Origin of the sequence: Streptacidiphilus carbonis, assembly GCF_000787775.1 — a bacterium.
GTDB classification, from domain to species: domain Bacteria; phylum Actinomycetota; class Actinomycetes; order Streptomycetales; family Streptomycetaceae; genus Streptacidiphilus; species Streptacidiphilus carbonis.
The window spans coordinates 119,904-140,796 of record NZ_BBPM01000008.1; the positions used below are offsets into that span (position 1 = coordinate 119,904).

20 protein-coding genes are annotated in these 20,893 nt (G+C 73.5%); 4 read left to right on the top strand and 16 right to left on the bottom strand.

Annotated elements, in window-relative coordinates; all coding sequences use genetic code 11:
* Nucleotides 1-13: 13 nt before the first annotated feature.
* From TR46_RS08845 to TR46_RS08870, 7 genes are all read right to left on the bottom strand, one after another.
* Nucleotides 14-1,270, bottom strand: a complete 1,257-nt coding sequence (locus TR46_RS08845) for a lysophospholipid acyltransferase family protein (protein WP_439654349.1) — start codon at nt 1,268-1,270, stop codon at nt 14-16.
* Nucleotides 1,267-2,364 carry an NAD-dependent epimerase/dehydratase family protein gene (locus TR46_RS08850; RefSeq protein WP_042396404.1) on the bottom strand — a complete coding sequence of 366 codons (1,098 nt, stop codon included), beginning with the start codon at nt 2,362-2,364 and terminating at the stop codon, nt 1,267-1,269. The genes TR46_RS08845 and TR46_RS08850 overlap by 4 nt, the downstream gene beginning before the upstream one ends.
* A gap of 158 nt (nt 2,365-2,522) precedes the next feature.
* Nucleotides 2,523-2,621, bottom strand: a complete 99-nt coding sequence (locus TR46_RS39220) for a 30S ribosomal protein bS22 (protein ID WP_003948845.1) — start codon at nt 2,619-2,621, stop codon at nt 2,523-2,525.
* Nucleotides 2,622-2,885: 264 nt separating this feature from the next.
* The gene (locus TR46_RS08855; protein WP_030261033.1) at nt 2,886-3,095 is read right to left on the bottom strand and encodes a helix-turn-helix domain-containing protein; all 210 of its coding nucleotides are present in this window, start codon (nt 3,093-3,095) and stop codon (nt 2,886-2,888) included.
* Nucleotides 3,096-3,220: 125 nt separating this feature from the next.
* A complete protein-coding gene (locus tag TR46_RS08860) occupies nt 3,221-4,093 on the bottom strand; it encodes a phosphatase (protein WP_042396406.1) in 873 nt (290 codons plus the stop codon).
* Between the two features lie 120 nt (nt 4,094-4,213).
* Entirely contained in the window at nt 4,214-5,440 is a 1,227-nt protein-coding gene (locus TR46_RS08865) for an acetoin utilization protein AcuC (protein WP_042396408.1), read from the bottom strand.
* Nucleotides 5,437-6,612: an MFS transporter gene (locus TR46_RS08870; RefSeq protein ID WP_236655258.1), complete on the bottom strand. Its 1,176-nt coding sequence runs from the start codon at nt 6,610-6,612 to the stop codon at nt 5,437-5,439. Before TR46_RS08870 ends, TR46_RS08865 begins: the two co-directional genes overlap by 4 nt.
* Nucleotides 6,613-6,811: 199 nt before the next feature.
* Between TR46_RS08870 and TR46_RS37750 the strand changes: the two genes are divergently transcribed.
* Nucleotides 6,812-8,341 (top strand): M23 family metallopeptidase, encoded by a 1,530-nt coding sequence (locus TR46_RS37750; RefSeq protein ID WP_052432641.1) that lies wholly within the window; start codon nt 6,812-6,814, stop codon nt 8,339-8,341.
* Between the two features lie 6 nt (nt 8,342-8,347).
* Here TR46_RS37750 and TR46_RS08880 read toward each other — a convergent pair whose 3' ends face one another.
* The 3 genes from TR46_RS08880 to TR46_RS08890 all read right to left on the bottom strand — a co-directional run bounded on the left by TR46_RS08880 (nt 8,348) and on the right by TR46_RS08890 (nt 10,871).
* Entirely contained in the window at nt 8,348-9,001 is a 654-nt protein-coding gene (locus TR46_RS08880) for an HAD family hydrolase (RefSeq protein ID WP_042396413.1), read from the bottom strand.
* 41 nt (nt 9,002-9,042) lie between these two features.
* Nucleotides 9,043-9,852, bottom strand: a complete 810-nt coding sequence (gene proC, locus TR46_RS08885) for a pyrroline-5-carboxylate reductase (protein ID WP_042396415.1) — start codon at nt 9,850-9,852, stop codon at nt 9,043-9,045.
* Between the two features lie 104 nt (nt 9,853-9,956).
* A complete protein-coding gene (locus TR46_RS08890) occupies nt 9,957-10,871 on the bottom strand; it encodes a proline dehydrogenase family protein (protein ID WP_042396417.1) in 915 nt (304 codons plus the stop codon).
* A 213-nt stretch (nt 10,872-11,084) separates the two neighbouring features.
* Between TR46_RS08890 and TR46_RS08895 the strand changes: the two genes are divergently transcribed.
* Nucleotides 11,085-11,549 (top strand): hypothetical protein, encoded by a 465-nt coding sequence (locus TR46_RS08895; protein WP_042396419.1) that lies wholly within the window; start codon nt 11,085-11,087, stop codon nt 11,547-11,549.
* Nucleotides 11,550-11,571: 22 nt separating this feature from the next.
* Here TR46_RS08895 and TR46_RS08900 read toward each other — a convergent pair whose 3' ends face one another.
* From TR46_RS08900 to TR46_RS08920, 5 genes are all read right to left on the bottom strand, one after another.
* Nucleotides 11,572-12,072: a hypothetical protein gene (locus TR46_RS08900; protein ID WP_052432642.1), complete on the bottom strand. Its 501-nt coding sequence runs from the start codon at nt 12,070-12,072 to the stop codon at nt 11,572-11,574.
* A gap of 36 nt (nt 12,073-12,108) precedes the next feature.
* The gene (ilvD, locus tag TR46_RS08905; RefSeq protein WP_042396421.1) at nt 12,109-13,953 is read right to left on the bottom strand and encodes a dihydroxy-acid dehydratase; all 1,845 of its coding nucleotides are present in this window, start codon (nt 13,951-13,953) and stop codon (nt 12,109-12,111) included.
* A 96-nt stretch (nt 13,954-14,049) separates the two neighbouring features.
* Nucleotides 14,050-14,814: a class I SAM-dependent methyltransferase gene (locus tag TR46_RS08910; protein WP_042396422.1), complete on the bottom strand. Its 765-nt coding sequence runs from the start codon at nt 14,812-14,814 to the stop codon at nt 14,050-14,052.
* On the bottom strand, nt 14,811-15,719 hold the full coding sequence (locus tag TR46_RS08915; RefSeq protein ID WP_042396550.1) for a sugar phosphate isomerase/epimerase family protein: 909 nt from the start codon (nt 15,717-15,719) through the stop codon (nt 14,811-14,813). The genes TR46_RS08910 and TR46_RS08915 overlap by 4 nt, the downstream gene beginning before the upstream one ends.
* Nucleotides 15,720-16,093: 374 nt before the next feature.
* Nucleotides 16,094-17,122 carry a Ppx/GppA family phosphatase gene (locus tag TR46_RS08920; RefSeq protein WP_042396424.1) on the bottom strand — a complete coding sequence of 343 codons (1,029 nt, stop codon included), beginning with the start codon at nt 17,120-17,122 and terminating at the stop codon, nt 16,094-16,096.
* Between the two features lie 150 nt (nt 17,123-17,272).
* On the opposite strand from TR46_RS08920, the gene TR46_RS08925 reads away from it, so the two are divergent.
* On the top strand, nt 17,273-18,091 hold the full coding sequence (locus tag TR46_RS08925; protein ID WP_084718121.1) for an AIM24 family protein: 819 nt from the start codon (nt 17,273-17,275) through the stop codon (nt 18,089-18,091).
* Nucleotides 18,092-18,204: 113 nt separating this feature from the next.
* A complete protein-coding gene (locus TR46_RS08930; RefSeq protein ID WP_042396559.1) occupies nt 18,205-19,026 on the top strand; it encodes a DUF3109 family protein in 822 nt (273 codons plus the stop codon).
* A gap of 7 nt (nt 19,027-19,033) precedes the next feature.
* Here TR46_RS08930 and TR46_RS08935 read toward each other — a convergent pair whose 3' ends face one another.
* On the bottom strand, nt 19,034-20,875 hold the full coding sequence (locus TR46_RS08935) for an RNA polymerase sigma factor (RefSeq protein WP_042396426.1): 1,842 nt from the start codon (nt 20,873-20,875) through the stop codon (nt 19,034-19,036).
* Nucleotides 20,876-20,893: the final 18 nt, after the last annotated feature.

The following is a 20,893-nucleotide window of genomic DNA, read 5'->3' on the forward strand; positions in this document are numbered from 1 at the left end:
CCGACCCGGGCGGTCAGAAGAACACCGAGCGGCGTTGCACCAGCAGTTTGTACAGCGTGTGCTGAACGGTCTCGCGGACCTCGTCGGTGAGGTTGAAGAGCAGCATCGGGTCGTCCGCCGCCTCCGGCGGATAGCTGTCGGTCGGGATCGGCTCGCCGAACTGGATGGTCCACTTCGTCGGCAGCGGCACCGCGCCCAGCGGCCCCAGCCAGGGGAAGGTCGGCGTGATCGGCACATAGGGCAGGCCCAGCAGCCGGGCCAGCGTCCTGGCGTTGCCGATCATCGGGTAGATCTCCTCCGCGCCCACGATCGAGCAGGGCACGATCGGGACCCCGGCCCGCAGCGCCGAGGAGACGAAGCCGCCGCGGCCGAAGCGCTGCAGCTTGTAGCGGTCGGCGAAGGGCTTGCCGATGCCCTTGAAGCCCTCCGGCCAGACGCCGACGATCTCGCCCAGCTCCAGCAGCCGCTGTGCGTCCTCGTTGCAGGCCAGGGTGTGCCCGGCCTTGCGGGCCAGCTCATTGACGCCCGGGAGCACGAACACCAGGTCGGCGGCGAGCATCCGCAGGTGACGCTGGGTCGGGGTGTGGTCGTGGATGGCGACCTGGGTCATCAGCGCGTCCAGCGGCAGCACCCCGGAGTGGTTGGCGACGACCAGCGCACCGCCCTTCTCGGGCAGGTTCTCGGCGCCGCGCACCTCCAGCCGGAAGTACTTCTCCGCCAGCGGGCGCACCGCGGTGAGCAGCACCTTGTCGGTGAGCTCGGCGTCGAAACCGAACTCGTCGACCTCGTACTCCCCGGTGATCCTGCGGCGCAGGAAGCCCAGGCCGCCGGCGGCCCGCTCCTCCCAGCCCCGGCCGAGCAGCCGTTGGGCGACACCGCCGAGCGGCCCGGCCAGCGCGTGGCCGACCGCATCGGCCACCACGTCCGCGACCCCGCGTCCGTCGGGCTCGGCGGGCACGTCGGGTTCCGGCGCAGGCGCCGGCCCGGGTTCGGGCGCCGCCGCGAACTCCGGTGCCGCCACCGGCTCCGGGCCGCGCCGGGACTCCGGCCGAGACCCCGCGCGGGCCTCCGGCTGGTCCTCCGCGTGGGGCTCCGCCTCCGCCAGGACCGCCGGGTCCGGCAGCTCCTCGGTGCGCCGCTGCGCCGCGCGTCCGCCGCGGGCGGGGCGCCGGCTGCCGCGTCCGGTGCCGATGGGGATGACCTTGGCCCGCACCTCACCGTCGCCGTCGGTCCCGCGCACCGCGCCGGCCTGCTCCCTCGCCGAGCTCATCGCCTCTTCCCTCCGCCGTTCGGCAGCTCGGTGACCCGCAGCTGCGCGGCCACCTTGGACGTCCAACCGGCCACCTGCTCCGCGCGGAGCAGCCCCGGCCTGCCGCTCCGGGCCAGATCGGCCAGGGCCTGCTCGGTGGTGTACGCGGGGTGGTACCCGAAAGTCTCCCGGAGCTGGGTGGTGTCGACCACCCTTCCGTGGGTGAGCAGTCGCATCTGCTCGGGCGAGAAGTCCAGCAGCCGGGTCTGACGGGCCATCCCGGCCATCCAGCTGACGGCCGGCAGGAGCATCGGCACGGTGGGCCTGCCGAGCCTCCGGGCCGCCTGGGAGAGCACCATCACGCCCTCGCCGGCGACATTGAAGGTGCCCGCATTGGTGGTGCCGCGCCGGGGTTCCACCGAGGCCAGCCGCAGCACCTCCACCGCGTCGTCCTCGTGGACGAACTGCAGCCTGGGGTCGTAGCCGAGCACGGTCGGCAGTACCGGCAGCGAGAAGTAGTCGGCGAGCGGGGTGTCCGCGTGCGGGCCGACGATGTTGGCGAACCGGAGCACGCACACCGCGACGTCGGGGCGGCGCCGGGCGAAGCCGCGGACATAGCCCTCGACCTCGACGGCGTCCTTGGCGAAACCGCCGCTGGGCAGCACCTTGGGCTGCATCCGCTCGCTGAACACCGCGGGGTCGCGCGGCGCGGAGCCGTACACGCTGGTGGTCGACTTCACCACCAGCCGCTGCACCCCGGCCGCCTTCTGCGCGGCGGCGAGCAGCTGCATGGTGCCGATGACGTTGGTCTCCTTGACCGTCGACCTGCTGGTCGAACCCAGGGCGGTGGTGCTGACGTTGAGGTGCACCACGGTGTCCACGCCGTGCCTGGCGATCACCCCGGCCACGGCCGGGCGGCGGATGTCGGCGCGGACGAAGAGGTACTCGGCGAGGGCCGCGAGGCCGTCCGGGTCGCTGGTCCCGTCGAGGTCGTGCGCGGACGGCTGCAGATCGACGCCGACCACCAGGTCCACGTCCGGCTGTCGGCGGATCGCCTGGACGTACCGGCTACCCAGGTGCCGGGCCACTCCGGTGACGAGCACGACCTTTCCCAACGGACAGTCCCTTCCCGCCTCGGCGCGGAGGTCCCCCGACCTCTCCCTGTGGAGACTACCCGGCGCCTGTTACTGGGCAATGTCGACCTGCCGCCCCCGAACACACTGCTGCCCGCCCCGACGGAGTCGGAACGGGCAGCAGTGGAAGTCTCGGGGACTTACTTCTTGTTGCGACGCTGAACGCGAGTGCGCTTGAGAAGCTTGCGGTGCTTCTTCTTGGCCATACGCTTGCGACGCTTCTTGATGACGGAGCCCATAAAATCCCTCACTCACTGGACAAAACCCGCCGGGGCGGGCTGGACATGCCCGCGGAGCGGGACCTGGGTCCAAACGACTGACGTAAGCCACCAGCGTACCGAAACCTCGCCTCAGGACGTAATCCGGCACCCGGACAGCGGTCCGGCCAGGGGCAGGGGCCCCTGGCCGGACCGTCGTTGGCGCTGCGCTCTCGCTTCTGGCTGTGCCTCTGTGCTTCTGGTCCTTGCTTCTGGCTGTGCTCCGGCCCGACGACCGGCTCGCTCCTACGCGGTCTCCCGTCCCACGTAGGACTCGCGAAGGTAGTCGTGGACCGCCTGCTCCGGAACCCGGAAGGAGCGGCCTACGCGGATCGCAGGCAGCTCGCTGCTGTGCACCAGGCGGTACACGGTCATCTTCGACACTCGCATCACCGAGGCGACTTCCGCCACGGTGAGGAAGTTGACCTCGTTCAGAGGCCGCTCTCCAGACGCCATGACAACACCGACCCTTATCCGTGTGACGGGCACCGGCTTCCCCTCCGGTGACTCCAGCCAGCACACGCGTATACCCAGAGTAGGTGCGGGTGGTACCAGTGGGAAGAGGGGGGAGGGGCCCGAGATTACCGAGACATACCAGCCTGTTGCAGTACGTAGGCACTCAGCAGTTCGTAGCACTCGGGTCGTACCCCGTCGTCGAGCGGAACCGCGGCCGCGACCATCCCCTCGGCCTCGGCCACGAACACCCCCGGGTCGTTGGAGTCGGCGAGACCGATCGCGGTGACCCCGAGCCGGCCGGCTCCGCAGGCCCAGCCGTGGTCGCCGATGACCAGCTCAGGACGGGGGTGACCGGCCTCCGCCAGCGCGGCCAGGGCGATCCTGACCGGCTGCGGCGAGTGGGTGTGGACGGGGTCGGAGAGGCCGCCCCGGGCGGGGGCGCCGCCGGTGGCGGGCACTGCCGCGGAGGACGGCGCTCCACTCGGGGGTGCTCCTTCATACACCCTCACGACTCCCACGCGCTGCACGTAGTCGAGAGAGCAGGAGCGCGCGCCGTGGAGCGAATGCATCAAGAAGTCGCTTCCGTGCGCCGGAGTGACGACGGCGCATCCAGCGGCTTCCAGCGCGTCCCCGAGCGCCGAGTGGAATCCGACGAGCTGCCCGGGATGCCCGGTGCCCATCAGTACCGTGCCGCCGCGCCCGGCGGTGCGGGCCACCACTCCGGCGACGGCGTCCAGGGCGTCGATGGTCAGCTGCGGGTCGATGGTGTCCTGGCCCTGCCGGTGGTCCTGGTCGGGCGAGACCCCGGCCCGACGGGCCATCAGCGCCAGCACGTCGTCCTGGGTCCACTCGCCCTCGGGGTCGAGTCCCAGCAGTACCCCGGGATCACGGCGGGCGAACTGGGCGTACTTGCTGAGGTTGTTCTCGCGGGGCGTGGCGACCTGCCCGGCGATCCGGCTTTCCAGCAGATGGGCGTAGAGCTCCTCGGCTTTGATCACGGACCCAGTGTTCCAGCGGGGGCCGGTCGATGACAGACCCTCATGGCCTGGGCGGAGAGGTCATGGCCGGGGCGGAGAGGTCATGGCCGGGGCGGAGAGGTCAGGGCCGGGGCGGAGAGGTCAGGGCAGCAGGCCGTGGTGCGGGAAGACCGCCCTGCGGGTCGCCAGCACGGCCTGGTCCAGGCGGTCGGCCGGGTCGTAGCCGCCGTCGAAGTCCTTCCAGCCGGCCGGCATGCCGTCGGTCATCCGGAGCGGGGCGTGCTGCCGGGCGAGACGCATCACGTCGGCGCGCCAGTCCTCCGGGGTCTCCTGCTCCGGCGGGATGGGACGGCCGGCCGCGATGGCCACCAGATGGGTCCAGGTCCGCGGGACGACGTCGGCAACCGCGTACCCGCCGCCGCCCAGCGCCAGCCAGCGCCCCTCCGCGTACTCGTCGGCGTATCCGGCCAGGGCCTCCGCCACCACGCGCTGCGCGTCCAGGCTGACCGCCAGATGCGCCAGCGGGTCCTCCAGATGGGTGTCCGCGCCGTGCTGGCTGACCAGCACCTGCGGCCGGAAGGCGGCGAGCAGTTCCGGCACCACGGCGTGGAAGGCCCGCAGCCACCCGGCGTCCCCGGTCCCGGCCGGCAGCGGGAGGTTGACGGCGGTGCCCTCGGCTGCCGGGCCGCCGGTCTCCTCGGCCCAGCCGGTCTGCGGGAACAGCGTGCGCGGATGCTCGTGCAGCGAGATGGTCAGCACCCGCGGGTCGTTCCAGAACGCCTGCTGCACGCCGTCGCCGTGGTGCACGTCGACGTCCACATAGGCGACCCGCTCGGCGCCGAGCTCCAGCAGCCGGGCGACGGCGAGGGCGGCGTCGTTGTAGACGCAGAAGCCCCAGGCCTTGCCCGCCATCGCGTGGTGCAGTCCGCCCGCGAAGTTGACGGCCCGCCCGCCACCCGCCGCCGCCCTTGACCGAGGCGCTCCGCGCCGCACCTCCTGACTGCCACCCCAGGCGGCCTCGGCGCCCGCCACCGACTGGCCGGCGATCAGCGCGGAGGCCTCGTGCATGGCCGCGAAGGCCGGGTTGTCCTCGGTGCCGAGGCCCCGCTCCAGGTCCGGCAACCCGGTCTCGGCGACCCTGCGGACCGCGGCGATGTAGCCGGGGTCGTGCACCAGCGCGAGGGTCGAGTCCCCGGCGGCGGGGGCCGAGCGCACCGTGACGCCGGGCAGCCGGTCCAGGCCGAACGCCCGGACCAGCGACATCGTCAGCGCCAGCCGCACCGGGTCCATGGGGTGGCCGGGACCGAAGTCGTAGCGGGTGACGTCGTCGTCCCAGAACAGGGTCAGCGGGTGCGGAGGGCGGCTCATACCGCCACGCTATCGGCCTCCGCCGGCTGTACGGACGGTGCCCCGAACGACTTGGCGACCAGCAGGATGAGCAGCACCAGCACCATCGGCACCAGCATCGCCCAGCGGTAGTCCAGTGCGACCGCGATGCCGCCGACCAGCGGGGAGCCGACCAGGAAGCCCGCATAGTTGAAGATGTTGATCCGGGCCACGGCCGCGTCCGAGGCGCCCGGGAACAGCCGCCCGCCGGCCGCGAAGACCTGCGGCACCACCACGCTGACGCCCAGTCCGACCACGGCGAAGGCCACCACGGCGGTCCACTGCTCGGGGGCGACGGAGACCAGGCCGAAGCCCACCGCGCAGACGATCGCGCCGAGGCTCACCGTGCGGACGCTGCCCCAGCGCTGCACCCGGCCGTCGCCGAGCACCCGGCCGAGCAGCATCACCACCATGTAGGCGGCGTACGGGATCGCGTACATGTGCTTGGAGGTGTGCAGCAGGTCCTGCATGTACTTGGCGCTCCAGTTGGAGACCGTCGCGTCGGCGATGTAGGCCACGCACATGGCCAGGCAGAGCGGCAGCAGCGGCTTCCAGGGGATCGAGCGGGCAGCCGCCGCGGCGGCCTCCTCCACGGCGTGGCCGAGCTCCTGCGGCCCGGCGTACCAGACGCCGGCGACCAGTACGACCGGGATCGCCACGGCGGTGGTCGTCCCGAACAGCGAGAGCTGGGTGAAGCCGGTGGCGGCGAGCAGGGCGCCGATGATGCCGCCCAGGCTGAAGGAGGCGTAGAAGCCCTGCATGATGCTGCGCCCGTAGCGGTGCTGCAGCGCCACCGCGGACATCGCCTGGCTGGCGTCCAGGCCGCCGACCATCAGCCCGAACGCCGCCAGGGCGACGGCCGCCTCGGCCATGCTGTCGCCCGCGCCGACGCCCAGCAGGGTCAGGCACAGCAGCGGCTGGACGATCCGCAGCACCGCCCGCGGGGAGGTCCGCTTGACCACCCACTCCATGGAGATGGAGCCCACCCCGGCCAGGACCGGCACCGCCGCGAGGAACACCGGCAGCAGGCCGTCGCTGATCCCGTACTGCGTCTGGATCGAGGGGATGCGGGTGACCAGCAGCGCGAACACGGTTCCCTGGACCAGATAACTCGCCAGCAGGGCGACCCGGGCACGGCTCAGCCCCGTATGCACCTCCGTTGTCCCAGCTGACGACATGTGTCGCACCCCTACTACTCGCGAGTACTCGAACGATTGGCGCGAGCGTACGGACTCCCTTCCGGTTCCGGAACCCCTTCCCGTCAAAAGATCGCAAGCCGCAACCAGGCGTCGCTCCCGCTCCGTGCCCCGATCGTTACCTACGGTGATAGCACGACCGTAGAAAGAGGATCACTTGAGCACCCGCGACCGGCTCCTCTCCCCGCTGCTGGCCCAGCTGCGCGGCACCACCGCCGTGGACCCGGTGCCGCAGGCCCTGGTCACGGCCTTCACTGCGGACCGTCTCGACCCGGAGCTGTTCAGTCCCGAACTGCTCCGGCGGGTGCCGCTGGAGCGGCTGCAGGCAACGGTCGACGCCCTCCGGGAGCGCCACGGCGAGGTGCGCACCGTGCGGCGGCAGCGCGAGCTCTACCTGGTCCAGTTCGCCCGCGGCGCGGAACCGGTCTGGGCCCAGAGCACCCCGTCCGGCCGGCTGACCTCCCTGGTGACCGGCCCCGGCGCCGTCGCCGCGCGGCGCGTGCCCGCGCAAACCCGCGTTGCGGCAACCATGGGCATCCAGGGTCTTCGGGTGCGGCTTGTAGATGGCTTGTCGCGCAGTTCTGCGCGGCCCTATGGGGCTGCGACTGAGCCAGTTGCAATTGCTGGGGGCGCGGGGAACTGCGCGACAAGCCAGGCAGGCGCCGCACCCGCAACCCCACAGCCTCCCCCCGCCCGGACCGGCGCCACCGCCGTAGGTGGTTCCCCCGCGGCGCAGGCGACCGCAAAGCTGGTCGCGGCGTACTTCGCGGCAGTCCTCGCCGCCGCCGTCCTGCCGTTCGTGAGCGCCACCGCCACCGGCTGGCTGCTGCTCACCGCGGCCACCCCCGCCCTGGCCTGGTACGCCCTGCGTACCGGCCCCACCCACGCGCTCCCGCCGTGGTTCCGCGCGCTCCCCGTCGCCGCCGTGGGCCTCGCGGTCCTCGCCGGACTCCGCGCGCTCCCCGCCCTCGGGCCCGGCCTCCCCTGGGGCGTCCCCGGCCTGCCCGAGCTGCTGGTCTTCGCGGCGGTGCTGGCCCTGGCGGGCTGGACCCGCTACCGCAGCCGTCCGATCCACCCCTCCCCCAGCGCGCACCCGCTGACCCTCGGGTCCCCGCTGCGCGGCGGCTGCTTCGCCGTGGTCGAGGGCGGCGGCCCCGCGGTCAACCGCTACGCCCAGGAGTCGCTGGCCACCGGCGCGGGGCGGCACCGCCGCCACGCCGTCGACCTGGTCCAGCTCGGCGACGGACCGCAGTGGCGCGGCCGCCGCGCCCTCGGCCTGGCCCCGGCCGGCAACGAGCGGTACGCGATCTTCGGCCACCCGGTGCTCAGCCCCTGCGCCGGCGTGGTGGTCACCGCGGTGGACGGGCTGCCGGACCACGCGCCGCAGGTCCTGGCCATGGACCATCCCGAGGGCAACCACATCGCCATCGACACCGGACGCGCCCTGGTCGTGCTCTCCCGGCTGCGCCAGGACAGCATCCGGGTCCGCCGCGGCCAGCACGTCACCGCGGGCGCACCGGTCGCCGCCGTCGGCAACTCCGGCGACGGCGCCGAACCGTCCCTGCAGCTGCGCGCGGAGACCCGCACCTCGCACCCCACCCCGGGCAGCGGCGCGGGACTGCCGTTCCGGTTCAACGAGCTGCGGGGCCTCCCGCTCCGGGGCCGCCGCTTCCGGCTCCCGGACTGATCGGCGCTACGCGAGCCCGATCAGCTCCGCGACCTCGCCCGTGTCCGCGTACAGCCCGGTCGCGTCCGCCAGCCGGGCCGCAGGCGTCAGCGCGGTGTGGCCGTAGACGTCCATGCCCGCGGCCCGCGCCGCGGCGACGCCGAGCGGGCTGTCCTCCAGCACCACGCAGCGCTCCGGGGCGACCCCCATGGTCGCGGCGGCATGCAGGAAGAGGTCGGGGGCGGGCTTGCCCCGGCCCACGTCCTGGGCGCTGAACAGCTGCTCCTCGGCGAAGAACCCGGACAGGCCGGTCTTCGTCAGCGCCGTCCGGATCCAGGAGTGGTGCGCCGAGGAGGCCACGCAGTAGCGCACCCCGGACTCCTGCACCCGCTTCAGCAGCTCGGCCGCGCCCGGCACCGGCGTCAGCCGCTGCTGGAACGCCGCGAAGACCCGGGCGTGGAAGTCCTCGTCGAAGCCGTCGGGCAGCCGCGCGCCGTCGTACCGCTCGGCGATCACGTCATGGACGGTGTGGGCCGCCGCGCCCATGAAGTCCCGGTAGGAGTCCTCGACCGTGGTCGGGAAGCCCAGCTCGGTGAGGTGGTCGGCGAGCAGCCGGTTGGAGATCGGCTCGCTGTCCACCAGCACACCGTCGTTGTCGAAGATCACCAGGTCGTAGCGCATCCGCCCAGCCTAGGGCCTGGCCCCGACGGGCCCGGCGGGCCTCACTTCCCGCCGGAGGCCAGCTCCCGCGAGCGGTCCCGGGCCGCCTCCAGGGCGGCCAGCAGCGCCGCCCTGACCCCGTGCTTCTCCAGCTCGCGGATGGCGGAGATGGTGGTGCCGGCCGGGGAGGTGACCGCCTCGCGGAGCTTCACCGGGTGCTCGCCGGAGTCCCGCAGCATCACCGAGGCGCCCACCGCGGCCTGCACGATCATGTCGGCGGCCACCGCCCGCGGCAGCCCCAGCAGGATTCCGGCGTCCGTCATCGCCTCGACCAGGAAGTAGAAGTACGCGGGCCCGGAGCCGGAGAGCGCGGTGGCCGCGTCCTGCTGGGACTCGGGCACCCGCAGGGTCTTGCCGACCGGCTTGAAGATCTCCTCGGTACGGAGCAGGTGTTCCTCCCCCGCGTGCGACCCCGCCGAGATCACGCTCATCGCCTCGTCGACCAGCACCGGCGTGTTGGTCATCACCCGCACCACCGGCGTGCCCGGCGCCAGCCGCTGCTCGAACCAGGCGGTCGGCACTCCGGCCGCGCCGGAGATCACCAGCCGGTCGGCGCCGACGTGGGGGGCCAGCTCCTCCAGCAGCGTGCCCATGTCCTGCGGCTTCACGGTGAGGATCAGCGTGTCGGCGGCCTTGGCCGCCTCCTCGTTGGTGACCGCCTCCACCCCGTAGCGCTCGCGCAGCTCCGCGGCGCGCTCCGGACGACGGGCGGTGACCAGCACGTCCGCCGCGGGCTTGCCGGCCCGCAGCAGCCCGGAGACCAGGGCCTCGCCGATCTTTCCGGTGCCGAGGACGGCGACTCGCTGCGACATGGGGGACCTCCTGCGGAACGTGCCGACGGTGCTGCGCACATCCTCGCACCGGTGACCCGGACCGGGCCGGACCGTCCGTCAGGCGGTCAGCGGTGGCGGCGCTGTCAGCGGTGCCCCAGCGAACGCAGGAAGAAGGCCAGGTTGGCCGGCCGCTCCGCCAGCCGCCGCATGAAGTAGCCGTACCAGTCGTCCCCGTACGGGACGTACACCCGCACCGTCTCGCCGGCCGCCGCGAGCCTGCGCTGCTCCTCGGAGCGGATCCCGTAGAGCATCTGGAACTCGTAGCTCCGCTGCGGCCGTCCGGCCCGTACCGCCAGCGCGCCGGCCACGGCGATCAGCCGGGGGTCGTGGGTGGCGACCATGGGGTAGCCGTGACCCTCCATCAGCAGCCGCAGGCAGCGCACATAGCAGCGGTCCACCTCGGCCTTGTCCTGGAAGGCGATCCCGGGCGGCTCGGCATAGGCGCCCTTGACCAGCCGGACCCTGGAGCCCTCGCGGAGCAGCTCCCGGCAGTCGGCCTCGGTGCGGCGCAGGCACGACTGCAGCACCACCCCGGTCGCCGGGAAGTCGACGCGCAGCGCGGCCGCGGCGGCGAGGGTGTCGTCGGTGGTGCCGTGGCCCTCCATGTCCAGGGTCACCGCGGTACCGGCGGCAGCGGCCGCCTCGCAGACCGCCCTGGCCCGCCCCAGCGCGGCCCGCGGGCCGCCGGTCCCGAGGCCCGAACCGAGCGCCGAGAGCTTCACCGAGACCTCGGCCCGGCCCGCCGTCCCGGCCGCGTCCAGCCGGGCCAGCAGCGCGCAGTACTCGTCCCGCACGGCGTCCGCCCTGGCCTCGTCCGCGGTGTCCTCGCCGAGGTGGTCGACGCTGGCGTGCAGCCCGCGCACGATCAGCTGGTCGACGACGCGCAGGGCGTCCTCTCGGTCCTCCCCGGCGATGAAGCGCCGCACCAGGGGCCAGCCCAGCGGGGCGGCCACCACGGCCCTGCGGGCGGCCGGACTGCGGGCCGCGGCCAGCAGCAACTGACGGGTACTCCAATGCCCCGGGAGGCGACCCTCCGTACCCCCGCGTGAGCCCGCGGCCGGTGACGTCCGACGCGCGGGCAGCGCGAGGAGAAGCCGTGTGAACATCCCCTCACAGTAGGTCACGTCCCCGTTCCGAGCAGGGGAGCCATCCGGGGAAACTCAGGGTCGACCCCTATGGCTTTCGGACCCGCGGAAGCGCACCGTTGAGGCATGAGTAGCAGTGATGTCACATCCCGCGAATCGAGCCAGCTCGCCGTCGCCTCGGCCACGCACGGGCCCTGGCGCACCGCGGGCGTCGTCGGCGTGGTCGGCGGCGCCGCGACCTTCGGCCTGGAGCTCATCAGCCTGCACTGGTCCCTGGGCATGCTCGCCTGGCCGGCCAGCGTCACCCTGTTCCTGTTCTTCCTGGTCGGCGGCGGCGGATCGATGCTGAGCAGCAAGGGCGACCGCCGCCTGCGCCGCTGGGCGGCGGAGCACCCCTGGCAGACCGCCGCGGTCCCGGCCGTCGGCCTCTTCGTCACCAACACGATCACCCAGTACGTGCTGAGCAGCGACGGCGTCTTCTTCAGCATCTTCACCGCCCTGTGGCACGCGGCGATCCTGGGCGCGATCGTCGGCGTCGTCGGCGCGGTCGCCGGCGCCCGTCGCAGCAGCGGCGGCAGCAGCAGCTACTGATCCACCGCCCACTGATCCGCGGTCAGCGCTGCTTGCGCCGCCCGCCCCCGCCGCCCGCCGCGGCGGGGGTGCGGCGGCGGGCGTGGGCGGCGACGGCGAGCTCGTAGCGGGAGCGCTTCTCGGCCTCGCCCGGGGCCTCCAGCAGGCTGCGCAGGAAGTACGCGGCCAGCATGCCGACGAAGCCGATCAGCAGCATCGGGCCGACCGACTTCTCGTCCGCCATCCAGCCGCTGAGCGACGCGCGGCCCTTGCTGAGCAGGGCCCAGGTGCGGATCGCGGACACGCAGGTGCAGATCGCCACGGCGACCACCAGCAGCGCGTTTACCAGCGACCCGGCCTCGGAGACGAACACGCCCTGCACCGCCAGGCGCAGCAGCAGCGCGCCCGCGCAGGCGGCGACCAGCGCGCCGAGACTCACCCCGACCCGGCGCAGCCAGTAGCCGGTGTCATGGGTGACCCACCCGGTGCCGAAGAACCGGATCGGGTCGGGCTGGGGTGCTGGGCGCTCTGCTTTCTCGGACACAGCACCGATTATGCGCCGCCCTGCTGCCGGGAAGGTTCAGCCCAGCCGGGAGACGTCCCGCACCGCGCCCTTGTCGGCGCTGGTCGCCATCGCCGCGTAGGCGCGCAGCGCAGCCGAGACCTTGCGCACGCGGGTCTTCGGCCGGTAGCCGGTGCCGGCCTCCAGCGCGGTACGGCGCGCGGCCAGGTCCTGGTCCGACACCTCCAGCCGGATCGTGCGGGCCGGGATGTCGATGGTGATCAGGTCGCCGTCCTCGACCAGCGCGATGGTGCCGCCGGAGGCCGCCTCGGGCGAGACATGGCCGATGGACAGGCCGGAGGTGCCGCCGGAGAAGCGTCCGTCGGTGACCAGCGCGCAGGCCTTGCCCAGGCCCCGGCCCTTCAGGAACGAGGTCGGGTAGAGCATCTCCTGCATGCCGGGTCCGCCCTTGGGGCCCTCGTAGCGGATGACGACGACGTCGCCCTCCTTGACCCGCTTGGTGAGGATCGCGTCCACCGCGTCCTCCTGGGACTCGACCACCACGGCCGGGCCGGAGAAGCGCCAGATCGACTCGTCGACACCGGCGGTCTTCACCACGCAGCCGTCCACGGCCAGGTTGCCGTAGAGGATGGCCAGGCCGCCCTCGGTGGAGTAGGCGTGCTCGACGTCGCGGATGCAGCCACCGGCCGCGTCGGTGTCCAGCGTGTCCCAGCGCTCGGACTGCGAGAAGGCGCTCGCCGAGCGCACGCACCCGGGCGCGGCGTGGAACAGCTCCACCGCCTTCGGCGACGGCGAGCCGCCGCGGATGTCCCACTGCTTCAGCCAGTCCGCCATCGAGGCGCTGTGCACGGTGTGCACGTCCTCGTTCAGCAGACCGCCCCGGTACAGCTCGCCGAGGATCGCCGGGATGCCGCCGGCCCGGTGCACGTCCTCCATGTAGTACGAGCCGTTGGGCGCGACCTTGGACAGGCAGGGCAGCCGGCGCGACAGCGCGTCGATGTCCGCCATGTCGAAGTCCAGGCCGGCCTCCTGCGCGGCGGCCAGCAGGTGCAGGATCGTGTTGGTGGACCCGCCCATGGCGATGTCCAGCGCGACGGCGTTCTCGAACGCGGCCCGGGAGGCCACGCTGCGCGGCAGCACCGACTCGTCGTTCTGGTGGTAGTAGCGGTTGGTGATCTCCACGACGGTCCGGCCGGCGTCCTCGTAGAGGGCCTTGCGGGCGGTGTGGGTGGCCAGCACCGAGCCGTTGCCGGGCAGCGACAGGCCGATCGCCTCGGTCAGGCAGTTCATCGAGTTGGCGGTGAACATGCCCGAGCACGACCCGCAGGTCGGACAGGCGTTCTCCTCGATCCGGGCGATGTCCTCGTCCGAGACGTTCTCGTTGACCGCGTCCGAGATGGCGTTGACCAGGTCCAGCTTGCGGACGGTGCCGTCGACCAGGGTCGCCTTGCCGGCCTCCATCGGGCCGCCGGAGACAAACACCACCGGGATGTTCAGCCGCAGCGCGGCCATCAGCATCCCCGGGGTGATCTTGTCGCAGTTGGAGATGCAGATCAGCGCGTCCGCGCAGTGCGCCTCGACCATGTACTCGACCGAGTCGGCGATCAGGTCGCGGGAGGGCAGCGAGTACAGCATCCCGGCGTGGCCCATCGCGATGCCGTCGTCCACGGCGATGGTGTTGAACTCCCGCGGGATGCCGCCGGCCTGCTTGATCGCCTCGGAGACGATCCGCCCGACCGGCTGGAGGTGGGTGTGCCCGGGCACGAACTCGGTGAAGCTGTTCGCCACCGCGATGATCGGCTTGCCGAAGTCCTCGCGGGCCACACCGGCGGCCCGGAGGAGCGCTCGGGCGCCGGCCATGTTGCGCCCGTGGGTGACCGTACGAGACCTCAGCTCCGGCACTGTGCTCATCTCCTGCGTCGATCGTCTGTGACAGACGAGCCTACGCTTGCTGCCCGCCCCTCGGACACTCTGTCCGGAATGCGGTACGCCACAGCACTACCTGACGACCACCCCGACCGTCAGGTCCAGCTGGAAGTCCTCCACCACCTCGCCGTCCGGGAAGACCCGCAGCAGCTCCTCGCGTTCCGCCGCCATCAGCTCGGCCCGCCGGGCCGGCTCCAGCACCGCGACGTAGGAGCGCGAGCCGAGGTCGGCGAGGGACTGGTCCAGCGGGATGCGGCGGCTCCAGTGCAGCAGGGCCCGGCGGGGGTCCAGGCCGTGCCGCCCCAGCTCCGGGGCGCTCTCGTCGACGGCGCTGTAGCCGTGGTACTGCGGGCAGGCTGCGATCATGCGCCGCTCCTGCTCCAGCGGCCAGACGGCGGAGCGGTCCTTGATGTTCCAGAACAGCGCGATCGCGCCGCCGGGCCGCAGCACCCGGGCGGCCTCCGGCACCGACCGCTCCGGCGTGGTCCAGTGGAAGGCCTGGCCGTAGGTGACGAAGTCGGCGCAGTCGGCCGCGAAGGGCAGGTGGTCGCCGTCGCCGCGGACCAGCGGGACGTCCGGGGTAGTGGCGCGGAGCTGCTCGGCCATGCCCGGGGTGGGTTCGACCGCGACCACCTCGGCGCCGCGTTCGCGCAGCCGGCGGGTGGCCTTGCCGGTGCCCGCGCCGACGTCCAGGACCCTGGCCCCGCGCAGCGGGCGGCCGGCCAGTTCCTCGATCGCGTCGAACAGGGCGTCCGGGTAGCCGGGGCGGGCCGCGTCGTACTGGGCGGCGACCGCGCCGAAGGACGAGGCCAGGGCGGTTCCGTGGAGCGAGGTCATCGGGGGCTTCCTCCTGGTCTTGCTGCGGTGGCAGGCCGTGCTGCGGTGGCAGGCCGTGCTGCGGCGTCAGGTCCTGCCGCCGTGGCCGCGGCCAGGTGGAGCCTGGTGAAGGCCAGTGCCTCCGCCAGGTCGGCCTCGCGTTCGACGGGGCCGGGCGAGCGGCGGGTGTTGACCTCCAACACCACGTGGCCGTCGAAGCCGCTGCGGGCCAGCCCCTCCAGGAGTTCGGCGCAGGGCTGGGTGCCGCGGCCCGGGATCAGGTGCTCGTCCTTGGCGGAACCGGAGCCGTCGGCGAGGTGGACATGGGCCAGCCGGTCGCCCATCCGCCCGACCATGGCCAGGGCGTCGGTGCGGGAGGTGGCCACATGGGAGAGGTCGACGGTGAAGTGGCGGTAGTCCTCGGTGGTGGGGTCCCAGTCCGGCGCGTAGGCGGCGACCTCGCGGTCCCGGTAGCGCCAGGGGTACATGTTCTCCACCGCGAAGCGGACGTCCGTCTCCCCCGCCATCTGCCAGACACCCTGGACGAAGTCCCTGGCGTACTGCCGCTGCCAGCGGAACGGCGGGTGCACCACGACGGTGGAGGCCCCGAGCTTCTCGGCCGCCGCGCGGGCCCGGACCAGTTTGGTCCACGGGTCGGTGCCCCAGACCCGCTGGGTGATCAGCAGGCAGGGGGCGTGCACGGCCAGGATCGGCACCGCGTGGTAGTCGGAGAGCCGGCGCAGCGCCTCGATGTCCTGGCTGACCGGGTCGGTCCACACCATCACCTCGACGCCGTCGTAGCCGAGCCGGCCGGCGATCTCGAAGGCGGCCGCGGTGTTCTCGGGGTAGACGGAGGCGGTGGACAGCGCGACCTTGGCGTCCGGGACCACTACCGGGGCGCTGAGGGCGCGGGCGGACGGGGGCACGGCCAGGGCGCGCGGGGTGACCGAGAGCGCCGGCGCGGGCCGCGGGGGCTGCTGGGCGGCCGCCCTGCCGGGGCTGACCGCCTTCTTCGGGGCGGCCGACTTCTTGGCGGCGACCTTCTTGGCCACCGCCTTCTTGCCGGTGCCCGCGGCCTTCTTCACCACCGCCTTCTTGACCGCCACGGCCTTCTTGACGGCACCGGTCTTCTTCGCCCGGGTGGCCCTGGCCGCCGCGGGCTGGTCCGGCGTCGAAGTGTCGTCCGTTGGTTCCGCCACGGGAGACAGCGTATGCGGCTCCGCAACCCCAGGGGACGGTGCCTCACCACCGGCGACCTCATCCGGACAGGTGTACGAAGTATCGGACTGCCGGGCTCCCGCTACTGCTCGCCGGACATCTGGTCCAGCCTCCGCAGGATCAGCCCCTCCCGGAGCGCCCAGGGGCAGATGTCCAGTTCGTCCACCCCGAAAAGGTCCATCGCGCCGTCCGCCACCAGCGCCCCGGCCAGCAGCTGCCGCGCCCGGCCCTCCGAAACGCCCGGGAGCAGCGCCCGCTGACCCGCCGTCATGGCCGCCAGCCGGGGCACCCAGGCCGAGAGCGAGCCCCGGGTGAGCTTGCGCGGCAGATAGGGGCCGTCGGCCTCGCGGGCCGCGCCGGTACTCCAACTCTTCGGGGGGCGACCCCCCGTACCCCCGCGTGACCCCCCGGCGGCGGGTGCCGAGCCGACCGGCCCCGCATCGCGCAACGAGGTGATCCTGGCCAGTTGCTTGAAGGTCTTGGACGTCCCCACGAAGCGGTCCGGCGCGCCCAGCCGGACCACCTCGGCCACGGTCCTGGCGATCTCCGCGCGCACATGGCGGCGCAGCGACCGCACGTCCTCGGCCTCCGGCGGGTCGCCGGGCAGCCACCCCACGGTGAGCCGGCCCGCGCCCAGCGGCAGCGAGACCGCCGCGTCGGGCTGCTGGTCCATCCCGCAGGCGATCTCCAGCGAGCCGCCGCCGATGTCCAGCAGCAGCAGCCGTCCCGCCGACCAGCCGTACCAGCGGCGGGCGGCCAGGAAGGTCAGCCGGGCCTCGTCGCCGCCGGAGAGCACCTGCAGCTCGACCCCGGTCTCCCGCTGGACCCGCTTGAGCACCTCCTCGCCGTTGACGGCCTCGCGGACGGCGGAGGTGGCGAAGGGCAGGACCTCCTCGACGCCCTTGTCCTCGGCGACCCGCATGGAGGAGGCGACCATCCCGACCAGGCGCTCCACACCCTCGTCACCGATGGCGCCGCCGTCGTCCAGCAGTTCGGCCAGCCGCAGCTCGATCTTGTGCGAGTAGGCGGGCACCGGTGCAGCACCGGGGTGCGCGTCCACCACCAGGAAGTGGACGGTGTTGGATCCCACATCGAGTACGCCGAGTCGCATAATGCGCCACGGTACGCGACCCCGGGAGGGCCATCATCCCAGGGCCGGGAGTGCGCCCCCGCCCGTCCGTGCGCTCCCCCGCCGCCGGAACCGCCGGCCCTGCCCGGTACGTTCACCGGTGGACCGATCCGTCCCCCGAGGAGATCCGCCGTGGCCCTGCAACTCCAGATCGTCGGCAACGCCATGCAGATGGCCGTCGTCCAGCTCCAACCCGGACAGACGGTCTACTGCGAGGCCGGAAAGTTCCTGTTCAAGACGGTGAACGTGAGCATGGACACCCGGATCTCCGCCCCCAACGGCAACCAGCAGGGCGGCGGCGGCCAGGGCGGCGGTGGGGGCATGGGCGGCATGCTGCGCCAGGCCATGGGCACCGCGATGCAGGCCGGCCAGCGGATGCTGGCGGGCGAGAGCATCGCGTTCCAGTACTTCACCGCCCAGGGCGGCGAGGGCACGCTGGGCTTCGCGGGGACGCTCCCCGGTGAGATGCGGGCACTGGAGATCACCCCGGGGCGGGCCTGGATGGCCGAGAAGGACGCCTTCGTGGCCGCCGAGTCGGGGGTGAACTTCGGCATCGCCTTCTCCGGGTTGCGCACCGGGATGTCCGGTGGCGAGGGCTTCATCCTGGAGAAGTTCACCGGCCAGGGCACCGTGGTCATCGCCGGCGCCGGCAACTTCATCGACCTGGACCTCGCCGACTTCGGCGGCAGGCTCCAGGTCGACACCGGCTGCATCGTCGCCTTCGAGGAGGGCGTGCGGTACGGGGTCGAGCGGGTGGGCCGGATGAACCGCCAGGGTGTGATGAACGCGATGTTCGGCGGCGAGGGCCTGTCGCTGGCCACGCTGGAGGGCAACGGCAAGGTGATCCTGCAGTCGATGACGCTGGAGGGCCTGGCCAACGCGCTGCGGAAGGCCCAGGGCGGGGACAAGCAGGGCGCGACCGGCGGACTGTTCTCCACCAACGTGCAGTAGCGGCGCACGGGCCGCGGGCGACGTCCGGAGCGGCTCCGCCCACCGGCCGGGCGCAGGCGCCGGAGCAGCGCCGACGCCGTAGGGTTGGCAGGGTGCCAGCCGTAGACGTGACAATCACCGATCGCAAGGCAGTCGAGAAGGCTGCGAAGAAGGCCGCGGCCGCCGCGCGCAAGCGCGAGGTGCCGCTGGACTTCGCCCGGGCCTGGGTCGAGTTCGCCGACCCGGACGACGCGGAGCAGGTCTTCCGCTGCGACCTGACCTGGCTGACCTCCCGTTGGACCTGCGTCTTCGGCCGCGGCTGCCACGGCATCCGGCCCGGCCGCGCCAGCGACGGCTGCTGCACCCTGGGGGCGCACTGGTCGGACGAGGACGACCAGCAGCGGGTGCTCGGCCACGCGGCCCGGCTCACCCCCGAGACCTGGCAGTTCCACAGCAAGGGCACCGGCGCCAAGGGCATCAGCGAGCCCGACGAGGACGGCGACCTGCGCACCCGCCGGGTGGACGGCGCCTGCATCTTCCTCAACCGCCCCGGATTCCCCGGCGGCGAGGGGTGCGCCCTGCACACCCTGGCTCTGAGCGAGGGCAGGGAGCCGCTGGAGACCAAGCCCGACGTCTGCTGGCAGCTTCCGGTGCGCCGCACCTACGACTGGATCGACCGGCCGGACGAAACCCGCTACCTCCAGGTCACCATCGGCGAGTACGACCGCAGGGGGTGGGGCCCCGGCGGCCACGACCTCCAGTGGTGGTGCACCGGCAGCCCGGACGCCCATGTCGGCCCGGACCCGGTCTATGTCAGCTACCGGCCCGAACTGGTCGAGCTGATGGGCCCGGGCGGCTACGCCGTCCTGGTCGAACTGTGCGAACGTCGACTGGCCGCCCCGGGCGAGCCGGTGGCACCGCACCCGGCGGACCAGGGGCTCTCCACCGGGGCCTGACCCGGGGTCAGCCGCGGGGTGCCGGCGAGGCGCTGCCCGACGGGGGCGCCGACGACGGCGCGCTCCCGGACGGGGATCCGGAGGCCGAGGACGAGCCGGACGGCGGCGGAGTGCTGGGAGGCGCGGAGCTCGTGGGCGGTGCGGTGGTGGGGGCGCCGGTCGGGGGTGCGCTGCTCGGCGGGGCGGTGGTGGGCGGGGCCGTGGTCGGCGGGGGGCTCGTGGTCGGACCGCCGCTGCCGTTACCTGTGCCGCTGCCGTTGCCTGTGCCGCTGCCGGAGGACGTCGGGGGCGGCGTCGGCTTGCCCCGGAGGCCGCCGCCCACCCCCGTGCCCGGGCCGTGCAGGGTCACCACGGAGCCCGAGGGCGTGATCGCGACGAAGGCCGTCCACGGGCCCTCCGGCAGCGCCGCGCGGTCCACGGTGACCACCAGGGTGAGCCGCTCCCCCGGCTGGAGCGTCCCGGCGTCCCGACTCAGCCGCAGCCAGGCCGCCGCCGTGGCGGCCTGCCAGGCCACCGGCGTACCACCGCTGTTGACCAGGGTGACCACGGTACGGCCGTTGAGCTCGCCGGCGCTGACGTCCAGCCGGGTCGGCGCCGGCGCCAGCAGCGCGGGGGCCACCGGCGGGGCGACCGCGGGGAACCCGGACCGATCGGACGAGCCGGGCAGCGGGCTGCCGGACACCGCGACGGTCAGGTCGGCCGTCCGCGCCCGCTCCGGCACCGCGGCGCCGGACCAGGCGCCGCCGGACGCCGACGGCGCTCCTGACGGACCGTCGGTCGCCACCGGCGCCGGGTCCACCTGCACCGAGGAGACCGGGTCCTCCGGCAGCGCGGTGCTCTGGTGCGAGGTCCACAGCGCCACCACCGGGGCGGCGACCACCAGGGCGATGACCGAACCGGCCACCGCACGCTGCCGCAGCATCCCGGCCCGCTCGGCCGCGGCGGTGCGGTGGATCGGGAAGCCGCGCCGGTCGAAGCGCAGCTCGCGCTCGGCGCTCGGGGCACCGCCACGCGCCGATGCGGCGCCCGCGGCCGGGCCCACGCCCAGCGAGGCGAAGAAGCGGTCCCCCGCTGACGCCTTGCGGGCCTCCCGCGGCGCCTCCACCAGCACCAGCGCACCCGGCGCGCGGAACGTCCCGGGCCAGGGCCCGGCCGCCGCGGCGCGCTCGGCCGTGCCCCGGCAGGTCGGGCAGTCGTCCACATGGTGGACCAACTCGCCGCGCAGCGCGGCGCTCAGCACCGGACCGCGCCCCCGGCCCAGCACGGACAGCTCCGGGCAGTCCGCCGCGGCCAGCACCGCCAGCGCCGCCGCGGTCCGCTCCAGCTCGCAGACCGCCTGCGCCAGCAGCACCCCGGCCTGGTCGGCGCGCAGGTCCAGCACCGCCGCCAGCTCGGTGGTGGCCAGGCCGTGCCGGCCGACCAGCTCCAGCGCCTCCCGCTGGGCCGGGGCCACCCCGGCCGCCTCCGGCCAGGCCAACTGCTCCAGCCGGGCGTGCTCGGCGCTGTGCCGGCCCATCGGACGACGCGTCAGCGCACGCACCGGCTCGGCCTCCATCCGCACCAGGCAGACATGCCGGGCCAGCGCGTACAGCCAGGCCCGCAGCTGCTCCGGGCGGCGCAGCCGACGCCGGTGCCGCGCGGACAGCTGCCGCAGCTCGCGCACCGCGGCGACGGCCTCCTCCTGGTCGCAGAGCACGGACAGGCAGTAGGTGAACAGGGCGTCGCCGAGCTGCTCCCACTCCTCTTCCAGGGCGCGGGCGCCGGGTGCCCGCGCTCCCGGCTCCGCTGATCGGCCGGCTGATCGGACCGGGGGCCGGGGTACGGCTCTGGCCTGCGCGTCGGTGGTCACTCCACCGACGGTAGGCCG

Coding starts and splice junctions, on each gene's coding strand:
- TR46_RS08880 (WP_042396413.1), bottom strand. CDS start 9,001: ATGCGCTACGACCTGGTGATCTTCGACAACGACGGTGTGCTGGTGGAC.
- TR46_RS08855 (WP_030261033.1), bottom strand. CDS start 3,095: ATGGCGTCTGGAGAGCGGCCTCTGAACGAGGTCAACTTCCTCACCGTG.
- TR46_RS08865 (WP_042396408.1), bottom strand. CDS start 5,440: ATGAGCCGCCCTCCGCACCCGCTGACCCTGTTCTGGGACGACGACGTC.
- TR46_RS08845 (WP_439654349.1), bottom strand. CDS start 1,270: ATGAGCTCGGCGAGGGAGCAGGCCGGCGCGGTGCGCGGGACCGACGGC.
- TR46_RS08920 (WP_042396424.1), bottom strand. CDS start 17,122: ATGCGACTCGGCGTACTCGATGTGGGATCCAACACCGTCCACTTCCTG.
- TR46_RS08910 (WP_042396422.1), bottom strand. CDS start 14,814: ATGACCTCGCTCCACGGAACCGCCCTGGCCTCGTCCTTCGGCGCGGTC.
- TR46_RS08895 (WP_042396419.1), top strand. CDS start 11,085: ATGAGTAGCAGTGATGTCACATCCCGCGAATCGAGCCAGCTCGCCGTC.
- proC (WP_042396415.1), bottom strand. CDS start 9,852: ATGTCGCAGCGAGTCGCCGTCCTCGGCACCGGAAAGATCGGCGAGGCC.
- TR46_RS39220 (WP_003948845.1), bottom strand. CDS start 2,621: ATGGGCTCCGTCATCAAGAAGCGTCGCAAGCGTATGGCCAAGAAGAAG.